This is a genomic window from Flavobacterium frigidimaris, assembly GCF_002217275.1.
In the GTDB taxonomy this organism is placed as follows: Bacteria; Bacteroidota; Bacteroidia; order Flavobacteriales; family Flavobacteriaceae; genus Flavobacterium; species Flavobacterium aquidurense.
This window is the reverse complement of record NZ_MUGV01000022.1, coordinates 126,882-147,645: the sequence shown is the minus strand read 5'-3', so window position 1 is coordinate 147,645 and position 20,764 is coordinate 126,882. Positions and strand designations below refer to the sequence as shown.

The following is a 20,764-nucleotide window of genomic DNA, read 5'->3' as shown; positions in this document are numbered from 1 at the left end:
TCCGAAATGATATGTATTCATTTCGGATTTTTTTATGCTCGTAATTGGAATTTGAGTCCGGTGCTTCTCGATAAAGATTGGATTTCTTTCGCAGTAATTGGAATTTAAGATTTGGACTTTAGTTCTGAGCAGTAATTGGAATTTGGGATTTAAAAGATTTGGAATTTAGTTTTAAGGTAAATCGCTAAAAGTAAGTTAATAAGACTTTATTGTAATTAAGAAAAATACTATATTTGGTTACCAAGAACAATTAATAAATAATTAACCATCTATGAGAAAACTATTACTAAGTGGAATTCTGTACTGCTCATTTGTTTCCTTGAGTTCAGTATACGCTCAAAAATCTGAAATACCAAAATACATTACCAATGTAGAAGGTGTTAAAGAATATTCTTTAAACAACGGATTAAAAGTTCTTTTGATTCCAGATGCTTCTCAAAGCAATATGGTGGTCAATATCGTTTATAGTGTAGGTTCCAGAAACGAAGGTTACGGAGAAAAAGGCATGGCGCATTTATTGGAGCATATGCTTTTTAAAAGTACTAAAAATCTCGGAGACATTAAAAAAATGCTTTCTGATAAAGGAGGAGCGGCCAATGGAACAACCTGGTTAGACAGAACTAATTATTATGAAGTTTTTCCATCAAATGATGAAAATTTAAAGTGGAGTATTGAAATGGAAGCTGACCGAATGATCAATGCTACTATTTTACAAACAGATCTTGATAAGGAATTTTCAGTAGTACGAAATGAGTTTGAAATAGGTGAAAATAATCCGGATGGTGTTTTGCAGGAAAGAATTCTTTCAACAGCTTATTTGTGGCACAATTACGGGAATAGTACTATTGGAAGTAAGGAAGATATTGAAAGAGTTAAAGCAAACAGGCTTAGAGTTTTTTACGAAAAATATTATCAGCCAGACAATGCAACTTTAATTATCGCAGGTAAATTTGATGAGCAAAAAGCATTGCAGTATGTTGGGCAATATTTAGGAGCTATTCCAAGACCAAAAAGAGTTTTAGATAAAACATATACACTTGAACCAGCCCAGGATGGAGAAAAATTCGTAGAGCTTAACAGAGCGGGGGATAGTAAAAATGTGGGTGCTTTGTATCATACGGTTCCCTATGCAGATAAAGATTTTGCTGCGATTGACGCTTTGGGAGAAATTTTGACTTCTGATCCATCAGGTTATTTGTATAAAACTTTGGTTGAAACCCAAAAAGTTTCAAGTTTGTATGCCTGGCAGCCAAATGTTAGAGATGCAAGCTTTATGTACTTTGGAGTCGCCGTTCCTAATGACAAAGATATTAAGGCTACAAGAGATATCGTAAGGACAGAATTAGATAAAATACCAACGACTTTATATACAGATCAGGACGTAAGCAGAGCCAAAGCAAAGATTATCAAGCAAATTGAAGGTGTTAAGAATAACACTATTTCTTTTGCAATTAATCTAACAGAAATTATTGGTGCCGGAGATTTTAGATTGGGTTACCTGTATAGAGATGCTGTCGAAAAGTTAACAAAAGAAGATATTCAAAGAGTTGCTGAGAAATATTTCAGAAGTAATAATAGAACGGTTGGAATATTTATTCCTTCAAAAGAGGAGCAAAGAGTAAAATCTGTTGAATATACAGATGAGCAATTAGTTACTTTAACTAAAGATTACAAAGGTAAGGCCTTAGAAAAAGAAGCAGCCGCATTTGAAGCCTCTATTAAAAATTTAAAACAGAATTTTGTTGAAGGTAAATTAAGTAACGGAGCAAAATACGGCTTGATAAAAAAAGAAATAAAAGGAGGTAAAGTTCAGGCTAATTTTAAATTCCCAGTTAGTAATGAAAAGGATTTAGCAGGTAAAACAGATACAGGCGGAATTTTGGCGCAATTATTAAAAACCGGAACTAAAACCAGAACAAAAGAGCAAATTCAGGATAGATTAGATCAATTAAAATCTAGTATTTATTTTAATTTTTCAGGGCAGGTTTTGTCGATTAACATTAGTACTTATAAAGAAAGTTTTAAAGAAGTAATGGAGATTTTAAATGATTTGCTCGTTAATTCTACTTTTCCACAAAATGAGCTGACTAAAACAATTACAGATTATAATACTTATTTGGAGTCTAATCTTAATGATCCTCAAACAGTTGCTTTTACAGAGCTTTCGAGAGAGACTACAAAATATGATAAAGCAAGTATTTTTTATACACCAACAATTCAGGAACAGATTGATGCTTTTAAAAAGATAAAACAAACGGAGATAGTTGATTTTTATGCTACTATTCTGGGAGGTAATAATGGTGTTGGAAGTGTAGTAGGGGATTTGGAAGCAAAATCTACAGTTGAGATTTTAGAAAACACCTTCGGAAAATGGAATTCTAAATCAAAATATGAATTGGCCAAACCTACTTATTTTGAAACAAAAATACTGGATAAGGATTTTATAACTCCGGATAAAGAAAATGCTGTAGCGCTTGGTAGAATTAGTTTTAAAATGACCAAAAGCAGTGCCGATTATCCCGCATTTGTAATGGCTAATGAAATATTGGGAAGCGGAGGTTTTTTAAGCGCAAGAATTCCAATGCGATTAAGAGAAAAAGAAGGAATCAGTTACGGTGCAGGTTCATTTATTGATGTGCCTATTACAAATGATGTTGCTTCATGGTCGTATTATGCTTTTTTAAATCCGACTAAAAAGAATGCAGTTGAAACGGCTGCAAAAGAAGAAATTGCAAAAGCATTAAAAGATGGTTTTACTGCCGAAGAGCTAAAATCAAACCTGGTTAGCTGGCAGAACGAAAGAAAAACAAGATTAGGAAGTGATGATACTTTAATGAGTCTTGTAAATACCTATTTGCAATATGGCGTTCCTTTGGAAGATTATGATGACTTAGAGAACAAAGTTAAAGCATTAAAAGTAGAAGAAGTTAATGCAGTTTTGAAGAAATATTTAAGCCTGGATAAAATGACTTCTGTGTATGCGGGAGATTTTACAAAAAAACTATAAATAGAAAAATTCCAAATTTTATAAATTTCAAATTCCAATTGTATTGAGTTTATTTAATATTAAAATCCAAATCCGAAATGACATTTTGTTGTTTCGGATTTTTCATTTTTTAGAATTTGGATTTTTCATCATTTGATTTTTGTGTTATTTCTATTCTTGAAATTAGGAATATTTTCAAAGAATTTGGAATTTGTTTTTTTAAAGAGGCTAATTTTTGGAATTTGGAATTTATTTTTTGATTTTTCACACAATTGTGTTAATAACTTAAGTGCTTTAAATGGGATTTTAACTGATATATAATTTGCGTTTTTATATATTTGCGTGTTAGACAATAATTACATTTTTTAGAATAAATTATATGAGCGAAGAAATCAAGAAGAACAATTATTCAGCAGATAGTATTCAGGCATTAGAAGGAATGGAGCACGTAAGAATGCGTCCATCGATGTATATTGGAGATGTAGGGGTTCGAGGGCTACATCATTTGGTTTACGAGGTTGTTGATAACTCTATTGATGAGGCGATGGGGGGACATTGTGATACTATTGGTGTTGCAATTAACGAAGACGGTTCGGTAACAGTTGAAGATAACGGTCGTGGTATTCCAGTTGATTTACATAAAAAAGAAGGAGTTTCTGCACTTGAGGTTGTAATGACTAAAATTGGTGCCGGAGGTAAATTCGATAAAGATTCTTATAAAGTTTCCGGAGGTTTGCACGGTGTTGGGGTTTCGGTTGTAAACGCACTTTCAGTTCATATGAAATCTACTGTTTTTAGAGACGGTAAAATCTACGAACAAGAATATGAAAGAGGAAAATCATTATATCCGGTAAAACAAATCGGAGAAACAGATAAAAGAGGTACACGTCAGACTTTTTATCCTGATAATACCATCTTTACTCAGACTACAGAGTTCTCTTATGATACTTTATCAGCTCGTATGCGTGAGCTTTCTTTCTTAAACAAAGGAATCACAATTACTTTTACAGACAAAAGAGAAGTTGATGATAAAGGTGAATTTAAAGTTGAAGTTTTTCATTCTGATGAAGGGCTTAAAGAATATATTCGTTATTTAGATGGAAACCGTGAGCCAATTATTTCTCACGTTATCAGCATGGATAATGAAAAAGGTGAAATTCCGGTTGAAGTTGCCTTAATTTATAATACAAGTTATACAGAGAATATTTTCTCTTACGTAAATAATATTAACACTCACGAAGGAGGAACGCATTTACAAGGTTTTAGAAGTGGTTTGACAAGAACCCTTAAAAAATACGCAGATGCTTCTGGAATGTTGGATAAGTTGAAATTCGAAATTGCGGGAGATGACTTCCGTGAGGGATTGACTGCTATTATTTCGGTAAAAGTGGCTGAACCTCAATTTGAAGGACAAACCAAAACTAAACTTGGAAACAGAGAAGTAGTTTCTCCGGTTTCTCAGGCAGTTGGAGAGATGTTAGAGAATTATTTGGAGGAAAATCCAAATGATGCCCGTATCATTATCCAGAAAGTAATTTTAGCGGCTCAGGCCCGTCACGCTGCTAAAAAAGCACGTGAAATGGTGCAACGTAAAACCGTTATGGGCGGCGGTGGATTGCCAGGAAAACTTTCAGATTGTTCTGAGCAGGATCCTGCAAGATGTGAGGTTTACCTTGTCGAGGGAGATTCGGCTGGTGGAACAGCAAAACAAGGTCGTGATCGTAACTTTCAGGCGATTTTGCCTTTGCGTGGTAAGATTTTGAATGTTGAGAAAGCGATGCATCATAAAGTATTCGAAAACGAAGAGATTCGAAATATCTTTACTGCTTTAGGAGTTACGATTGGAACTGCAGAAGACAGCAAAGCCTTAAATCTTGAAAAACTAAGGTATCATAAGGTAATCATCATGTGTGATGCCGATGTCGATGGTAGTCACATTTCTACTTTAATACTAACGTTCTTCTTCCGTTTCATGAAAGAGTTGATTGAAGAAGGTCACGTTTATATCGCAGCTCCGCCTTTATACTTAGTTAAAAAAGGAAATAAAAAAGAGTATGCGTGGAATGATGTTCAGCGTGATCAGGCGAATGAAAGAATGGGGGGAAGTGCAGCTATCCAACGTTATAAAGGTCTTGGAGAGATGAACGCGGAGCAATTATGGGAAACTACAATGGATCCAAGCTTCAGAACTTTACGTCAGGTAACGATTGATAGTCTGGCTGAAGCTGACAGGGTTTTCTCAATGTTAATGGGGGATGAAGTACCACCACGTAGAGAATTTATCGAGAAAAATGCTGTTTACGCAAATATCGATGCATAATAAAAAAGTTTAGCCTTCAATTCGTTTAATTGTTTAAATTTACTTAAACGATTAAACGAATTGTCGTTTATAAAATAAATTAATTAATAACCGATAAAGTATAAAATATGAAAGTTACCATTGTAGGAGCAGGAAATGTTGGAGCTACATGTGCAGATGTTATTTCTTATAGAGGAATTGCCAGCGAAGTAGTGTTGTTGGATATTAAAGAAGGTTTTGCCGAAGGGAAAGCATTGGATATTATGCAATGCGCTACTAATACGGGTTTTAATACCAAAGTATCTGGTGTAACCAATGATTATTCTAAAACAGCTGGAAGTGATGTAGTAGTAATTACATCAGGAATTCCAAGAAAACCAGGAATGACACGTGAAGAATTAATAGGTATTAATGCGGGAATTGTAAAAACAGTTGCTGAGAATGTATTAAAACATTCGCCAAATACTATTATTGTTGTTGTTTCTAATCCAATGGATACGATGACGTATTTAGCTTTAAAAGCTACCGGATTACCAAAAAACAGAATTATTGGTATGGGTGGTGCTTTAGACAGTTCTCGTTTTAGAACTTATTTGTCTTTGGCTTTAGATAAGCCTGCAAATGATATATCAGCAATGGTAATTGGAGGGCATGGTGATACTACGATGATTCCATTGACACGTTTAGCGTCTTATAATGGAATTCCGGTAACAGAATTTCTTTCAGAAGAAGCATTGCAGAAAGTTGCAGCTGATACTATGGTAGGAGGTGCGACACTTACGGGTCTTTTAGGTACATCAGCATGGTATGCTCCAGGAGCATCTGTAGCCTATTTAGTTGATAGTATTTTAAACGATCAAAAGAAAATGATTGCCTGTTCGGTATTTGTTGAAGGAGAATACGGACAAAACGATATTTGTATAGGAGTGCCTTGTATTATAGGTAAAAATGGAGTAGAAGAAATTTTAGATATTCAATTAAACGATCAGGAAAAGGCTTTGTTTGCTAAAAGTGCAGATGCAGTTAGAGGGATGAATGATGCTCTAAAATCGATTTTAGTATAAAGAATTTGGTAAAAAAAGGAAAAGGCTGCACTTTTGCAGTCTTTTTTTTGAGATTAATTAATAAATAAATTGGTTAATCTTTTCGAGAATTATATATTTGCTCGGTTTAAAAAAAATGCTGTAATTCGTGATCTGGTTTTTTAGTTTTAAAAAATGATGTCAGGGCTTATTTTATGGGACTTTAAAACAAAAACAAACAATAAAACATAATTAATTTTTAGTAATAATGCAGAATAAAGGACTTATTAAATTTTTCGCAATTCTATTTGCATTGGTAAGTATTTACCAACTTTCGTTCACTTTTGTGGCAAACAGCGTCAAAAGTGAAGCTAAAGCTTTTGCAGGAGACAATCCTGATAAAGAGCTAAAATATTTAGATTCTATTGGTAAAGTAGAGGTACTAAATCTTGGTTTTACAAATTTTACTTACAATGAAGTAAAAAATAAACAATTAAATAAAGGTCTTGACTTAGAAGGAGGAATCAACGTTATTCTTCAAATCTCTGTTAAGGATGTATTGAAAGGATTGTCAAACAATTCTAAAAATCCTGTATTTAATAAATCATTAGCTGATGCGACTGCAAATTTAGAAGGAAATAAAACCTATTTAAATAAGTTTTTTGAGGCATTTGAAGCGAACTCAAACGGAACTACAAAATTAGCTTCACCAGATATTTTTGCAAACAGAAGTTTACAAGGAGAAGGTGGAATCGATTTCCAAATGACTGATGCGCAAGCTCAAAAAGTAATTAAGAAAAAAGTTGATGAGTCTATCGAAAGTGCTTATAAAGTATTAAGAGAGCGTATTGACAAATTTGGTGTAACACAACCAAACATTCAAAAATTAGGAGAAACTGGAAGAATTCTAGTTGAACTTCCTGGTGCTAAGGATGTTGATAGAATCAAGAAATTATTAGGTGGAAAAGCGCAATTAGAGTTTTGGGAAACTTATAAAGTTGAAGAAATTGGAAACTTCTTAGTTGCTACTAACGAAGCTTTGAAAAAGACTGAAGTAAAGAAAACAGAAACTAAAAGTGTTGCTAAAGATTCATTGAATGCTTTATTAACTGATGCTAAAGATTCTGTTGATGTTAAAAAAGGAAACAACCCGTTATTTGACAAAATGTTAGGTCAGGGTGGTGGACCAGTTTTAGCTTACTTTGCTCCAAAAGATACTGCTACTATCAATGCATATTTCAAAAGACCGGAAATTAGAGTTTTATTGGCTGCTGACCAACACAATGCAAAATTTGTATGGAGTAAACCAACTACTTTAAAAGATGCTAAAGGAAAAGAAGTTGAAGCTGTTGAATTATACGCTTTAAAAGGAAACAGAGATAATGTACCTGCTATGAGCGGTGGTGTTGTTACTGATGCAAAAGATACTTTCGACCAATTAGGAAAACCAGCTGTTTCTATGCAAATGAACAGCCAGGGTGCTAAAGTTTGGGAAGAATTGACAGGTAGAGCTTTTTCTCAAAAAAGTTACATTGCTATTGTTTTAGATAACATTGTATATTCTGCTCCTGGTGTTACTAGTGGTCCAATCGCTGGAGGAAGATCTGAAATTACAGGTTCTTTTGATGTGGCTGAAACTAAAGATTTAGCAAACGTATTGAATGCAGGTAAATTACCAGCTTCTGCAGATATTATCCAATCAACTGTTGTAGGACCATCTTTAGGTCAGGCTGCAATTGATGCTGGTACAATTTCATCAGTAATTGGATTTTTATTAGTTTGTTTATGGATGGTATTCTATTATGGTAAAGCAGGTTGGTATGCTAACCTTGCCTTATTATTGAACTTATTATTCTTATTTGGAATTATGGCAAGTTTTGGTTTTGTATTAACATTACCAGGTATTGCAGGTATCGTATTAACATTAGGTACTGCAGTAGATGCTAACATTATTATATTTGAAAGAGCAAAAGAAGAATTACGTGAAGGTAAATCTTTGTCTGAAGCTGTTGTTGCTTCTTACGGATGGCACGGTGCAATGCGTTCTATTATTGATGCGAACGTAACTCACGTTTTAACTGGAGCAATCTTGTTTATTTTTGGAACAGGACCAATTAAAGGTTTTGCTTTAACATTATTAATTGGTATTGTAACGTCATTGTTTACATCAATTTTTATTGCAAGAATTTTCATTGACAGAAATATTGCTGGAAAAGGTGATTTGACTTTCTCTACTAATATTACTAAAAATTGGTTTACTAATTTCCACTTTGACTTTATTAAAATCAAAAAATTCACTTATATCTTCTCTTCTATTGTAGTGGTAGTAAGTTTAATTTCTATCTTCTTCGTAAATGGATTAGATGAAGGTGTTGATTTTGTTGGAGGAAGAACTTTCCAGGTTAAATTTGAAAAACCAGTAGATGCTACAGTTGTTTCTGATGAATTATCTGCTGCTTTTGGAACTCCGGTTGAAGCTAAAATTTTAGGTGATGATGATCAATTGAAAATCACAACTAAATATAAAATTAAAGAAGACGGGGTTGCTGTTGATGAGGAAGTGAACAAAAAATTATATGATGCATTAGCTAAATATTTCCCTAATGTAACTTATGATAAATTCACCAATACTTTTGATGGTAAGAAAATTGGAGTATTACAATCTTCTAAAGTTGGAGCTTCTATCTCTGAAGATATCAAAACAAACTCATACTGGGCTGTTCTTGGTGCAATGGGAGTTATTTTCTTATACTTAATGATTTCTTTCCGTAAATGGCAATATTCATTAGGTGCGATTGCAGCTGTTGCGCATGACGTGATCTTTGTATTAGGAATTTACTCTTTATGTTATAAATTCATGCCTTTCCACATGGAGATGGATCAGCACTTTATTGCGGCGATTCTTACCGTTATTGGTTACTCTATGAATGATACTGTAATTGTATTTGACAGAATTAGAGAGTTTATCCTTGGAAACCGTAAAGGTAGTTTTGAAGATATCGTAAACGCTTCTATTAATACTACATTATCTAGAACATTGAATACTTCATTAATGATGATTATCGTATTATTGACGATGTTTATCTTTGGAGGAGAATCAATCAGAGGATTTATCTTCGCAATGTTAGTAGGTATTGTTGTAGGAACGTACTCTTCATTATTTATCGCTACACCAGTATTGGTTGACACGATTTCAAGCGATGACAAACATACAATCGAAGACAAACATAATAAAGCATAATTAACTACTAGTTATATATAAAAAGATCCAACGAGAGTTGGATCTTTTTTTTTGATTAAATTTGATTGTAAAGCAACGGAAAAGGACAGAAAGTTAAGTGCTCGACTTGGAATGATTTTGTCTCCTTGAAAGTATAAGAATGTAGTTGAATTTTACGGAAGAACTTTTTATTTAAATAATTATGAAATCGAAAATTATTATAGTTTTAGCTTCATTACTTTCATGTGAAAAAAAGGAAGAGACAAAAGTAATTATGACAACAGAAAACTCTGGAACTTTTTTCAGAAAAAAATTAGCTAATCAAAAATTAATGGATAGTTTAGAAAAACTTGTTTTATTTAGCGGAGATACAATAGCATATAATGAACTAAAGGGAATTCTTTACATTGGAGAACAAAAAGTTACGGGATTATTGTATTATTCATTAATTATGTCTAATAAATATAATTATAAACGGGCTTCATACGATGTTTATGATATTCTGACATATGATCATAAAGTTTTAGATGATAAAACAAGAAAAATGGCAATTGATTACTTAGAAAAAAGTAAATGATATTATTTTCTAAAAAAAAGCTATGCTGGCGCGAGAGTCCAATTCTTTGGTAATTTTGAAAAATAGATTTCTAATTTAGCCCCGATGGGAGCGGTATCCTTTTTTCTGCTCCTTTAGCAGGAAAAAGATATAGCGGACAGCGGGAACTAAAGGTTATTGTAAAACGATTATTTGTGCTACTAAAAACATTAAAGAAGCTATACCCATTGTAAGTCTGGAATGTTCATTTTAATGTAAAAAAAATGCCCGATACAAATCGGGCATTACTATATTGAATCTAAATTTTTAAGATGTTGCTAAAGGATTTCTTTGTGCTCTAATGATAAAGAAAAGACCGATAATGATAAAAGGTATACTCAGCCATTGTCCGGTTGAGAAATAGCCTAATTCTTCTTCGATTCCGCCCTGGCTTTCTTTTACAAATTCGACAATAAAACGTACGACAAATAAAAGAACTAAAAATAATCCGAATAAGAATCCTGTTTTAAGTCTTGCGTTCGTTTTCCAGTATAAGAAGAATAGAATGGCAAATACAAAAATGTAGCAAAATGCTTCGTATAATTGTGTTGGATGTTTTGCAGGAACCTGTGCTAATAATTCAGCAAATTTTGGATCGTGTGCGATTGCATTATAAGCTTCTTTTGGATCTGCAATTTGAGTTGCATTCACGGCTTCAGCTTTACTGAATTTGTCATGTAAAAAACGAATTCCGAATGCGGAGGTTGTTTCGTGTCCGATAATCTCAGAGTTGAAAAAATTTCCTAAACGTACAAATATGGCACCACTTGCTACCGGAATTACAACACGGTCTAAAATCCATAACATAGGACGTTTTAAGATCATTTTGCTGTAGTAATACATTGCAATAATGATTGCTATTGCAGCACCATGACTTGCTAATCCCTGGTATCCTGTAAATTCGAATTTTGGTTCAAATCTGAAAGGTAAAAAGATTTCAAGTAAATGATTTCTGAAATACTCCCAATCATAAAAGAAAACATGTCCTAAACGTGCGCCTGCTAAAGTTGCCAAAACAGTCCAGACAAATAAAGAATCTAATTTTTCGAGTGATTCATTTTCGCGTTCGAAAATCTTTTTCATTAGGAACCATCCTAAACCAAAAGCAATTACGAACATTAAACTGTAGTAGCGAATCATAAAAAATCCTAAGTTGATTCCTTCTGAAGGGTTCCAAACGAGGTTTAAGGCGTGTGTCATGTAGTATTGTATTTTTTTATTGGTTGTAAAAATAAATATTTAAAGCAGAGTAAGTCTTTATTAAAAGTTAATGTTTGTGCGAACATTTCTTTTCCGGAACCGGATCGTAGCCTGTTCTTCCCCAAGGATGGCAACTCAAAATACGTTTCGTTCCCAGGTAGCCGCCATAAAATAATCCGTGTTTTTGCAGTGCCTCAATCATATAACTGGAACATGTTGGTTCGAAACGGCAAGACGCTGGTGTAAAGGGCGAAATGGCGGTCTGATAAAAACGTACTAATAAAACAAATGGAGTGATTACTTTCATGATTTATTAGAAAATGAATGATTATACAGAAAAGGTTGTACCGTCTTTTCCGTCTTTCAATTGAATTCCTAAAGTAATTAATTGATCGCGGATTTGATCAGAAAGTGCAAAGTTTTTATCTGCTCTGGCCTGATTTCTCATTCCGATAAGCATGTTTACAACGCCTTCTAATTTGTCGTTGTTACTATCAGCTGCTTTTTCATCGCTTAAACCTAAAACATCAAAAACAAAAGCATTAATAGCTGTTGTGAATGTCGTAAGGTCTTCGGTAGTGATCGTTTCTTTTCCTTCTTTAAGTAAATTGATATAGCGAACGGCTTCAAACAACTGCGCAATTAAAATTGGAGTATTGAAATCGTCGTTCATGGCATCGTAGCATAATTGCTTCCAGGAAGCAATATTAATTGAGCTTGTTGCACTTGCTAAAATGGCCGGCAAAGCATCAACAGCTTCCATTAATCGCTTATATCCTTTTTCAGCAGCTACAATAGCGTCATCAGAAAAATCTAAAATGCTTCTGTAGTGCGCCTGTAACATGAAAAAGCGTGTTACAGATGCTGAAAAAGCTTTGCTTAGAATATTATTATCTCCGCTTAAAATCTCACCAGGTAAAATATTATTTCCTGTTGATTTTGCCATTTTCTTTCCGTTTAAAGTCAGCATATTGGCATGCATCCAGTAGTTTACAGGAGATTGACCAGTACAAGCTTCGTTTTGGGCGATTTCACATTCGTGATGAGGGAATTTTAAGTCCATTCCGCCACCGTGAATATCAAAATGATTACCAAGATATTTGGTACTCATGGCAGTACATTCCAAATGCCATCCCGGAAAACCATCGCTCCAGGGCGAAGGCCATCTCATGATATGTTCTGGCTCTGCTTTTTTCCAAAGTGCAAAATCCTGCGGGTTTCTTTTGTCTGACTGACCATCAAGATCGCGGGTATTGGCTAGCATGTCTTCGATATTTCGACCGCTTAAAACTCCGTAATTGTTGGTTTCGTTATACTTTACAACATCAAAATAAACGGATCCGTTGGCTTCGTAACCAATTCCGGTATCTATGATTTTTTTGATAATTTCGATTTGTTCAATAATATGTCCCGTTGCAGTTGGTTCAATACTTGGCGGCAGGAAATTAAATGACTTCAAGATGTCATGAAAATCTACCGTATAGCGTTGTACCACTTCCATAGGTTCCAATTGCTCTAAACGTGCTTTTTTGGCAATTTTATCTTCACCTTCATCAACATCGTCTACAATGTGTCCTACGTCTGTAATGTTACGAACATAACGTACTTTGTAATCAAGATGTAAAAAATACCTGAATATGACGTCAAACGACATAAAAGTTCTCACATTTCCTAAGTGTACATTGCTATAAACCGTAGGTCCGCAAACATACATTCCAACATTTCCTTCATGAATTGGGTTGAAATTTTCTTTTTCACCCGAAAGTGAATTGTATATTTTTAGATGTTGACTTGTATATAAAGGCATATTTGTTTCTATTGTTTAATCGTTGATTTGTTTAATTGTTTAATCGTTTTATTGCTAGTCTTATTCTTTAGAAAGATAGTATTTTTTTAAACTATTTATCTGATTACAAATTTTTTCAATTTTCTCACGAGAATCTTTGTATTCAACTTCAGAAACATAATTTAAATCTTTAGAAATAATTAAATGATTTAAAGTTTCCATTGCTGATGAATAAGAGATCGTTAAAAAGTGAGCTTTGTCTTTGTTTGTATTTCTTGAAGTTCCCTCGGCTATATTGGTTGCAATTGATGATGAACTTCTTTTTATTTGAGAAGTTATTCCGAATATTTCATTTGATGGAAATTTACTAGTTAATTTATAAATATCCAAAATGAAGATTCTTGCATTTTGCCAAACCTCTAGTTTTTCAAAGGAAAAAATATACATCTTTGCTGTTTAATTGTTTAACCGTTTAATCGGGATTCGACGAGCCGATTAAACAAATTAACGATTTACCGATTAAACTAAAATTGAGTATCTAATTTGATATAATCCAAAAACTCTCTTTTTGTCTGAGGATCTTTAAATTTTCCGCCAAATTCAGATGTTACGGTGCTGCTTTCGATATCTTTAATTCCTCTTGAATTTACACAAAGGTGTTTAGCGTCAATAACGCAGGCAACATCTTCAGTACCTAAAGCTTTTTGTAATTCCTGAACAATTTGCATGGTTAGACGCTCCTGAACCTGAGGTCTTTTAGCATAATATTCTACAATACGGTTCATTTTAGATAAACCGATAACTCTTCCGCTGGAAATATAAGCTACGTGGGCACGACCAATAATTGGTAGTAAGTGGTGTTCGCAGGTAGAATAAACAGTGATGTTTTTCTCTACTAACATTTCACCGTATTTGTAATTATTGTCAAAAGTAGAGGCTTTTGGTTGTTTTGAAGGGTTTAAGCCACCAAAAATCTCCTTTACAAACATCTTTGCTACTCGGTTTGGAGTACCTTTTATGCTGTCATCTGTCAAATCCATTCCAAGTGTTTGTAGAATGTTTTCAACATCTTTTTTTATTTTTTCTATTTTTTCATCATCTGTTAAGTCAAAAGCATCCTGTCTTACAGGGTTTTTCGCGTTGCTGCTAAAATGATTGTCTCCTATTTCGTCTAAAAAATCTTCGTTATTTATCATTAAAAACTACTATTATAATGGGTATATCTTTTTAAGGCGGTAAAGATAATTAATAAAAAGGAAACCTTTTCTATCGTTTTTACTATTTAATCGATCCTTTTTAGATATAGTTTAAATTAGTACTCATTGGTTGAAAAAATAAGAGTAGGTCTTTATGAAATCAATGGAAAAATCAGCAAAGGCAAATTTCTTTGTATCCGTCATTTCCCCGGGAGAAAATTTTTGTACAAATTGGTATTTAGTTATTTCTTTGTCAGGTTTAGTGAATCCGTAATTATAGGCGGTGGCGAAAAAACGAATTTTTTCATGAGTAGTCTTAAAATCGATATTTTGATATTTATATTCAGCAACATGCCAAAATACTTTTAGATATCGAAGTTGCCATTGAAAATTGCCCAGACGGTTTATTCTTTCTTTTCTGGTTTCTTTTTCATCTTTCTTTTGAATAAGAATCCAGTCGTATTGCTTTAGATTTTCATTATTGGCTATATAATTTTCTAAATCTTCTATAAAGGAGGGTTTCATCTGAAAATAGCCAGTTGAAAAATCAGATCCTTTTTTTCCTTCCTTAACATATAAAATTTTATTAGAGGATGTTTCCAGGTAGTCAGAGTAAGAATCGTATCGTAATACCTCAGGAAAAGCAATAGAAAGGATTAGTACTTTTTCGTTTGTACTGAGTTCTACATCGATCTTATTTTTTTGCTTTTTTAATAATGAAAAGGCATAGTTAGTTTCTTTTCGATAATACGCTATCCCTTCGTTCTGGAGATTAGAAGTGTACTTAGTTTTAAAAGTACCTTTTACATCTGAACTTTTAAAGGATACTAATGTCAGAAAGAGAAACAGTATTATAATTAACTTTTTCATGATAAAAAGTCTGTAATTCTATAGCTAATTTACTAAGAACTAGTAATACTGAGACTTTTTTATTGCTTTATTTTCTAGAAAAATACAGGGCAAAAAAAAATCTGTTTCAACATTACGTTAAAACAGATTTTAGAATGAATATTTTTAATTTTTATCTTTTATTATAAACTATAAGTGCTTCTTTTAAAACGTTTACAGCCGTAATTAAATCCTTTTTGTTTAAAACATAAGCGATACGTACCTGATTCAATCCCATTCCAGGGGTTGAATAAAAACCAGCAGCAGGTGCAACCATTACAGTTTCGCCATTAAGATCGTAACTTTCTAAAAGCCATTGTGCAAAGTCTTCTGAATTTTCAATTGGCAATTGGGCAATACAGTAAAAAGCACCTTTTGGTTTCGTTACTATTACACCTTCAATTTTATTTAATTCAGTAATTAAAGTATCTCGACGACTTTTGTATTCTGATATTACTTCGTCAAAATAACTTTGTGGTGTATCTATTGCAGCTTCACAGGCAATTTGTTCGATAGTTGGCGGGCTTAAACGTGCCTGAGCGAATTTCATTACAGTTGCCAAAACATCTTTATTTTTAGTAACCAGGCAGCCAATTCTTGCGCCACACATACTATAGCGTTTTGAAACTGAATCTACCATAATGACGTTTTGTTGCACATCATCCAGATTCATTACAGAAAAATGAACATCGTCTCCATCGTATAAAAATTCGCGATACACTTCATCCGCAATTAAATACAAATCGTGTTTTTTAATTAAACCGGCTAATTGTTTAATTTCTGTTTCAGAGTATAGGTAGCCTGTTGGATTTCCAGGATTACAAATCAGAATAGCTTTTGTTTTTGGCGTAATCAACTTTTCAACTTCCTCGATACTAGGCAAAGCAAATGCTGTTTCGATAGTCGAAACCAGCGGCACTACAGTTGCACTTGTTGAGGATGCAAACGCATGGTAATTAGCATAAAACGGTTCTGGAATAATGATTTCATCTCCCGGATCTGTAATTGTGGCCAGTGCAAATAATAAGGCTTCAGAGCCACCAGTAGTAATGATGATGTCTTCTGAGTTAACATTTACGTTTTGACGTTGGTAAAATTTTGCTAATTTTTTTCTATAACTTTCATATCCGGCAGACGGACTGTATTCTATAATAGTTAAATCAATATTTTTTACCGCCTCGATGGCCACTTCGGGTGTCTTGATATCCGGTTGACCAATGTTTAAGTGATACACTTTGCGTCCTTTTTGTTTTGCAATGTCTGCATAAGGAGCAAGTTTGCGTATCGGTGATTCGGGCATGTTTCTGCCTTTGTGCGAAATTGTTGGCATGAGCTTTATTATTGAAGTGCAAATTTGCATTTTTTTTTTCAATTTAACGAAAACATTATGGGGTCTTACGAAAATGTAACAATTATCAATATTTTTATTAATTTTATATTAAAATATTGTCAATGAAAAAATATTTCATGTTGTTTTTTGGGCTTTTCTTACCTTTTTCACTTTTGGCGCAAGATGATTTCTCTATCGAAGACCACAGAACTAAGGTAGTTATACCTTTTAAACTCATTAATAATTTAGTTTTTATTCCGATAAAAGTAAATGGTATCGAGTTGAATTTCTTGCTAGATTCAGGTGTCGAAGAAACCATCTTGTTTAGTATGGATGAAAAAAAAGAGGTTAGTTTTAAAAATGTTGAAAAAATTAAACTTCGTGGATTAGGCAGTGAACAAGAAATTGAGGGTTTAAAGTCAACTAATAACACGTTGGAAACACATGGCTTAAAATCTCATAATCATTTATTGTATATTATTCTGGATCAAAGCTTTAATTTATCTTCTCATATTGGAATTCCTGTAAATGGTATTATTGGTTATCAATTTTTTAAAAACAATTTAGTCGAAGTTAATTATCAGAAGAAAAAGGTCATTATACATACCAATAACGAAAAAAATCAAAAAAGAATAGACAGAAGTTTTAAGGCGGTTCCTATTACTATTGAAAGATCGAAACCTTATATTCTTGCAAATGCGGTTGTTGACAGTGTTAATATTCCGGCTAAATTACTTATAGATATCGGGAACAGTGATGCTTTTTGGATTTTTGAAAATGATAAAATTAAATTGCCGAAGAAGAATTTTCCTGATTTTTTGGGAAAAGGATTTAGTGGAGATGTAGAAGGACATCGGGCTAAGATTGCTAAGTTTTCTGTTGATGAATTTGACTTTAAAAACCCAATAGTTGCTTTTCCAGATTCAAGTTCTATCAAAAATGTAAAGATGGTTCCGGGGCGTATAGGTTCTGTTGGAGGCGAAGTCTTAAAACGTTTTACTGTAATTTTAGATTATCAGGATAAAAAAATGTTTCTTAAAAAAAACAGTAAATTCTCAGAGCCTTTTACGTATAATAAAAGTGGTATCACTGTGCAGCATAATGGCTTGCAATGGGTTCAGGAGACTGTTCATTTAGAAACTGTCAGAGTGGTTACTTCACCGAGTGAGGCTGGTTTTAATGACAATAAAAATAATGATTTCAGATATAAATTTTCATTAAAACCTGTTTATGAAATTGTAAATATCCGAAAACATTCTGCAGCTGAAAAATGTGGCTTAAAGGCAGGCGATATTATTGTTAGCATTAATCAGACAACACCATACAAATATTCGTTACAACAAATAAATGCACTTTTAAAATCTGAAGAGGATGTTTGGATCATTTTGGAGGTGGAACGCAATAGTTTGATTTTGAAATTTAGATTTAAACTGGAAGACGAATTGTAAGAAATTGTGATTAAAAAAAATGTATTTTTTTAAGGTATATTAATGATAATCAATAGCATTTTTGCATTTTGCTTGAATTTCTATAAAATTTTACTAATAATAAGGAAATCTTAGTTCACCAGCGCTATTATTTTATTATGTTTATGGCAAAATAATAATTTATGGCCAAAAAATACGCTAATTTCTTACGAGTTATTTTGTTTTTTGTTTTTTTTTCATGTCTACCTACAACAACTTTTGCACAATGCGCGGGAGAAGATGGTCAAACTACAATTTGTAACATTACAGATCCTGCCAATCAAGCAGTAAATTTATATTCATTTTTAACAGGTTCTCCTATTTCGGCTGGAGAGTGGACTGATGATAACAATTCCGGAGGTTTAGATGGAACTACAGGAATTTTAAATGCACAACTTATACGCCAAAGCGGTACTTATCATTATACCTATACGGTTGATGGTATTGGACTTTGTCCTGATAATACAGCGACTGTTACCGTTACAATTGGTGGATATTCTGGAGTTTCATCTCCAAACGTTTCTGTTTGTAGTTCAGTTGAGAACTTTAGTCTCTTTTCTGCTTTTGATGGTGAATATTTAGCACCACATTCTAACGGACAATGGCACAATGATACTACAAATCAAAATATAGGTTCCAATCTTGCTGTAAAGAATTTGCGCGGAACTTTTCAGTTTACTTATACCATGCCTGCAAGAGGTACATGTCCTGCCATGTCATCAACTGCTAAAGTTACTATTTTCAGGGCACCTGAATCGGGAGCAGCTAATAGATTATCATTATGCGGGAGTGATGGTTTAACTGCTTATACCAATTATGATTTGTTTACTTCACTTTCAGGACAAGATGCAGGTGGCGTGTGGAGAGATAATAGTAATACTGGAGAGTTGACCACTGTAGGAGATCATAATATTGATTTACAAAAAATATTCAACAGATTAGGACCAGGAGATTACTCTTTTACTTATAGTGTTGCTTCGCCAAATCCAATTTGTCCTAATGAGTCGACCTCAATCAGAATCAGATTAGAACGAAAACTTGATTTTACAGGAGCCAAAGTTACGGTTGATTCTGATATTTGTGAAACAGAAATTTCAACAGCCACCTATTCTGTAACGATTACTAAAGGTGCGGCAGCTATTCCTAATGGTAGCTATTATGTCGCGTTTAATGTTTCAGGACCAAACGGAGGATCAGAAACGATTTTGGCAAATTTTACTAATGGGGTACTTATTTTTCCGATAAAATCAGAATATTTTCAGAGAGTTGGAAATTTTACTGTAAGTATTAATGATATTTATGCGGTAAATAGTGAAAGAGCTTGTAAAAATACCATCAACAATTTATCAGATATTCTAAGCATCTATCCAATTCCGGACTTAACGGGAGCGAAAATTGCACCCATAACGACTTGTCAAAATACCAGTACAGTAGTAACTATTTCTGATGCTACAAAAATTATTGATGGTGATTTCGATATTTTATACAATGTTTCAGGTGCCAATAATGCTTCTTCTCAACTAGCAAGAGTTACATTTTCTGGAGGAAGTACTAGTTTTACAATGCCTTCTATCTTAAATTCTCAAAGTGGTACAGGAGAAATAAAGATTACTAATATTACACATGTAATTTCAGGTTGTACAAACAGTGCAGATTTAAAAAGTACTATACTTATTAATGCGTTACCAAACGTACCAAATTTAAGAATACAAATTAATGATGTCTGCTTTGGTTCACCTGTTACGGCTTCCGTTTCAGGATTGGGAAGTCTAACGAATGTTACATTGTCTTATGTACTTTCAGGAGCTAATACAGCAACAGTTCAAACGGTTGTATTAACCACTACAAACGGAAATTCAACATTTATAGTTCCTGCTGGTTTACTTGTAAATACCGGTTCTACAACTGCAACAGTTACCAATTTGACCAATAATGCAACAACCTGTGGTGTATCTATAACAGGTGTAGCAGATCCTTTTTCATTAAATCCTATTCCTGTTGCACCAACGGCAGCGAATCAGTCTTTTTGTAAATCAGAAGGTGCTACTGTAGCTAATTTATTCCCCAATGGAGCTCAGTATAAATGGTATAATTCAGCATCCTTAACGACTCCTCTTGCAAATACTTATCTTTTAAAAGAAGAAACCTATTATGTTACAGAAACCTCTTTAAATTGTACTTCATCAGCAACAATGATTACGGTTACATTAAAAGACACACCTGCTCCTGAATTAAATCCGGATGGGCAAAATTTTTGTGGATTAGATGCTCCAACAATTGCAAGTTTATCAAATAACACAAATGTGCCTTCATCAGTTGTTTGGTATGATGCGCCAAAAAATGGAAGTATATTATCTCCAACAACTGCTTTAGTTGATAAAGGAAAATATTATGGATTTGACTTCTCGACGACAGAAAATTGTCTTTCTTATGATTACACCGAAGTTATTGTTTCATTAACTGACTGCGATGTAGTGCCACCAGATTTCTTTATTCCAGATGGATTTTCTCCAAACGGAGATGGTGTAAATGATGTATTTGTTATTCCGAATATTGACTTTTTGTTTCCAGATTACCAAATCGAAATTTTTAATAGATATGGAAATGGTATGTATAGGGGCGGAAAAGATAAACCGGGTTGGGATGGAGTAAATTATGAAACGCAAGGTCTTAACCACGGAACTGCGCCAAATGGAGTTTATTTTTATGTTATCCATTTTAATAAAGGCAACAAAGCGCCTATACAGGGTCGTCTTTATTTAAATCGATAATTCCG

General features: G+C 33.4%; 14 protein-coding genes. 7 read left to right on the top strand and 7 right to left on the bottom strand.

Annotation, left to right across the window (positions count from 1 at the left end):
* The first annotated feature begins 271 nt into the window (after nt 1-271).
* From B0A65_RS14215 to B0A65_RS14195, 5 genes are all read left to right on the top strand, one after another.
* On the top strand, nt 272-3,007 hold the full coding sequence (locus B0A65_RS14215; RefSeq protein WP_074656582.1) for a M16 family metallopeptidase: 2,736 nt from the start codon (nt 272-274) through the stop codon (nt 3,005-3,007).
* 358 nt (nt 3,008-3,365) lie between these two features.
* Nucleotides 3,366-5,306, top strand: a complete 1,941-nt coding sequence (gene gyrB, locus B0A65_RS14210) for a DNA topoisomerase (ATP-hydrolyzing) subunit B (protein WP_074656585.1) — start codon at nt 3,366-3,368, stop codon at nt 5,304-5,306.
* 107 nt (nt 5,307-5,413) lie between these two features.
* Entirely contained in the window at nt 5,414-6,349 is a 936-nt protein-coding gene (gene mdh, locus B0A65_RS14205; protein WP_074656586.1) for a malate dehydrogenase, read from the top strand.
* A gap of 226 nt (nt 6,350-6,575) precedes the next feature.
* Nucleotides 6,576-9,548, top strand: a complete 2,973-nt coding sequence (gene secDF, locus B0A65_RS14200) for a protein translocase subunit SecDF (RefSeq protein WP_074656587.1) — start codon at nt 6,576-6,578, stop codon at nt 9,546-9,548.
* Nucleotides 9,549-9,729: 181 nt separating this feature from the next.
* On the top strand, nt 9,730-10,104 hold the full coding sequence (locus B0A65_RS14195; RefSeq protein ID WP_074656590.1) for a hypothetical protein: 375 nt from the start codon (nt 9,730-9,732) through the stop codon (nt 10,102-10,104).
* Between the two features lie 285 nt (nt 10,105-10,389).
* Here B0A65_RS14195 and lgt read toward each other — a convergent pair whose 3' ends face one another.
* The 7 genes from lgt to B0A65_RS14160 form a co-directional block, all read right to left on the bottom strand.
* Complete coding sequence (gene lgt / locus B0A65_RS14190) at nt 10,390-11,322, bottom strand: prolipoprotein diacylglyceryl transferase (protein WP_074656592.1); 933 nt, start codon at nt 11,320-11,322, stop codon at nt 10,390-10,392.
* Nucleotides 11,323-11,389: 67 nt separating this feature from the next.
* Complete coding sequence (gene yidD / locus B0A65_RS14185) at nt 11,390-11,629, bottom strand: membrane protein insertion efficiency factor YidD (RefSeq protein WP_074656595.1); 240 nt, start codon at nt 11,627-11,629, stop codon at nt 11,390-11,392.
* Nucleotides 11,630-11,650: 21 nt separating this feature from the next.
* A complete protein-coding gene (gene cysS / locus B0A65_RS14180; RefSeq protein WP_074656597.1) occupies nt 11,651-13,129 on the bottom strand; it encodes a cysteine--tRNA ligase in 1,479 nt (492 codons plus the stop codon).
* A gap of 60 nt (nt 13,130-13,189) precedes the next feature.
* The gene (locus tag B0A65_RS14175) at nt 13,190-13,555 is read right to left on the bottom strand and encodes a four helix bundle protein (protein ID WP_074656599.1); all 366 of its coding nucleotides are present in this window, start codon (nt 13,553-13,555) and stop codon (nt 13,190-13,192) included.
* A 77-nt stretch (nt 13,556-13,632) separates the two neighbouring features.
* Entirely contained in the window at nt 13,633-14,304 is a 672-nt protein-coding gene (folE, locus tag B0A65_RS14170) for a GTP cyclohydrolase I FolE (RefSeq protein ID WP_072975704.1), read from the bottom strand.
* Between the two features lie 123 nt (nt 14,305-14,427).
* Nucleotides 14,428-15,174, bottom strand: coding sequence for a hypothetical protein (locus B0A65_RS14165; protein WP_074656601.1), 747 nt, complete (start codon nt 15,172-15,174; stop codon nt 14,428-14,430).
* Between the two features lie 151 nt (nt 15,175-15,325).
* A complete protein-coding gene (locus tag B0A65_RS14160) occupies nt 15,326-16,522 on the bottom strand; it encodes a pyridoxal phosphate-dependent aminotransferase (RefSeq protein WP_074656604.1) in 1,197 nt (398 codons plus the stop codon).
* 122 nt (nt 16,523-16,644) lie between these two features.
* Between B0A65_RS14160 and B0A65_RS14155 the strand changes: the two genes are divergently transcribed.
* Both B0A65_RS14155 and B0A65_RS14150 read left to right on the top strand, forming a co-directional pair.
* Nucleotides 16,645-17,970, top strand: a complete 1,326-nt coding sequence (locus B0A65_RS14155; RefSeq protein ID WP_074656607.1) for a PDZ domain-containing protein — start codon at nt 16,645-16,647, stop codon at nt 17,968-17,970.
* Nucleotides 17,971-18,131: 161 nt separating this feature from the next.
* Nucleotides 18,132-20,759 (top strand): gliding motility-associated C-terminal domain-containing protein, encoded by a 2,628-nt coding sequence (locus B0A65_RS14150; RefSeq protein WP_074656609.1) that lies wholly within the window; start codon nt 18,132-18,134, stop codon nt 20,757-20,759.
* Nucleotides 20,760-20,764: the final 5 nt, after the last annotated feature.

Excerpts from the sequence above, each read along its gene's own strand:
- lgt (WP_074656592.1), bottom strand. The coding sequence starts at position 11,322 with ATGACACACGCCTTAAACCTCGTTTGGAACCCTTCAGAAGGAATCAAC.
- B0A65_RS14155 (WP_074656607.1), top strand. The coding sequence starts at position 16,645 with ATGAAAAAATATTTCATGTTGTTTTTTGGGCTTTTCTTACCTTTTTCA.
- cysS (WP_074656597.1), bottom strand. The coding sequence starts at position 13,129 with ATGCCTTTATATACAAGTCAACATCTAAAAATATACAATTCACTTTCG.
- B0A65_RS14195 (WP_074656590.1), top strand. The coding sequence starts at position 9,730 with ATGAAATCGAAAATTATTATAGTTTTAGCTTCATTACTTTCATGTGAA.
- B0A65_RS14175 (WP_074656599.1), bottom strand. The coding sequence starts at position 13,555 with ATGTATATTTTTTCCTTTGAAAAACTAGAGGTTTGGCAAAATGCAAGA.
- yidD (WP_074656595.1), bottom strand. The coding sequence starts at position 11,629 with ATGAAAGTAATCACTCCATTTGTTTTATTAGTACGTTTTTATCAGACC.
- B0A65_RS14150 (WP_074656609.1), top strand. The coding sequence starts at position 18,132 with ATGGCCAAAAAATACGCTAATTTCTTACGAGTTATTTTGTTTTTTGTT.
- gyrB (WP_074656585.1), top strand. The coding sequence starts at position 3,366 with ATGAGCGAAGAAATCAAGAAGAACAATTATTCAGCAGATAGTATTCAG.
- B0A65_RS14165 (WP_074656601.1), bottom strand. The coding sequence starts at position 15,174 with ATGAAAAAGTTAATTATAATACTGTTTCTCTTTCTGACATTAGTATCC.
- mdh (WP_074656586.1), top strand. The coding sequence starts at position 5,414 with ATGAAAGTTACCATTGTAGGAGCAGGAAATGTTGGAGCTACATGTGCA.
- B0A65_RS14160 (WP_074656604.1), bottom strand. The coding sequence starts at position 16,522 with ATGCCAACAATTTCGCACAAAGGCAGAAACATGCCCGAATCACCGATA.
- B0A65_RS14215 (WP_074656582.1), top strand. The coding sequence starts at position 272 with ATGAGAAAACTATTACTAAGTGGAATTCTGTACTGCTCATTTGTTTCC.
- secDF (WP_074656587.1), top strand. The coding sequence starts at position 6,576 with ATGCAGAATAAAGGACTTATTAAATTTTTCGCAATTCTATTTGCATTG.
- folE (WP_072975704.1), bottom strand. The coding sequence starts at position 14,304 with ATGATAAATAACGAAGATTTTTTAGACGAAATAGGAGACAATCATTTT.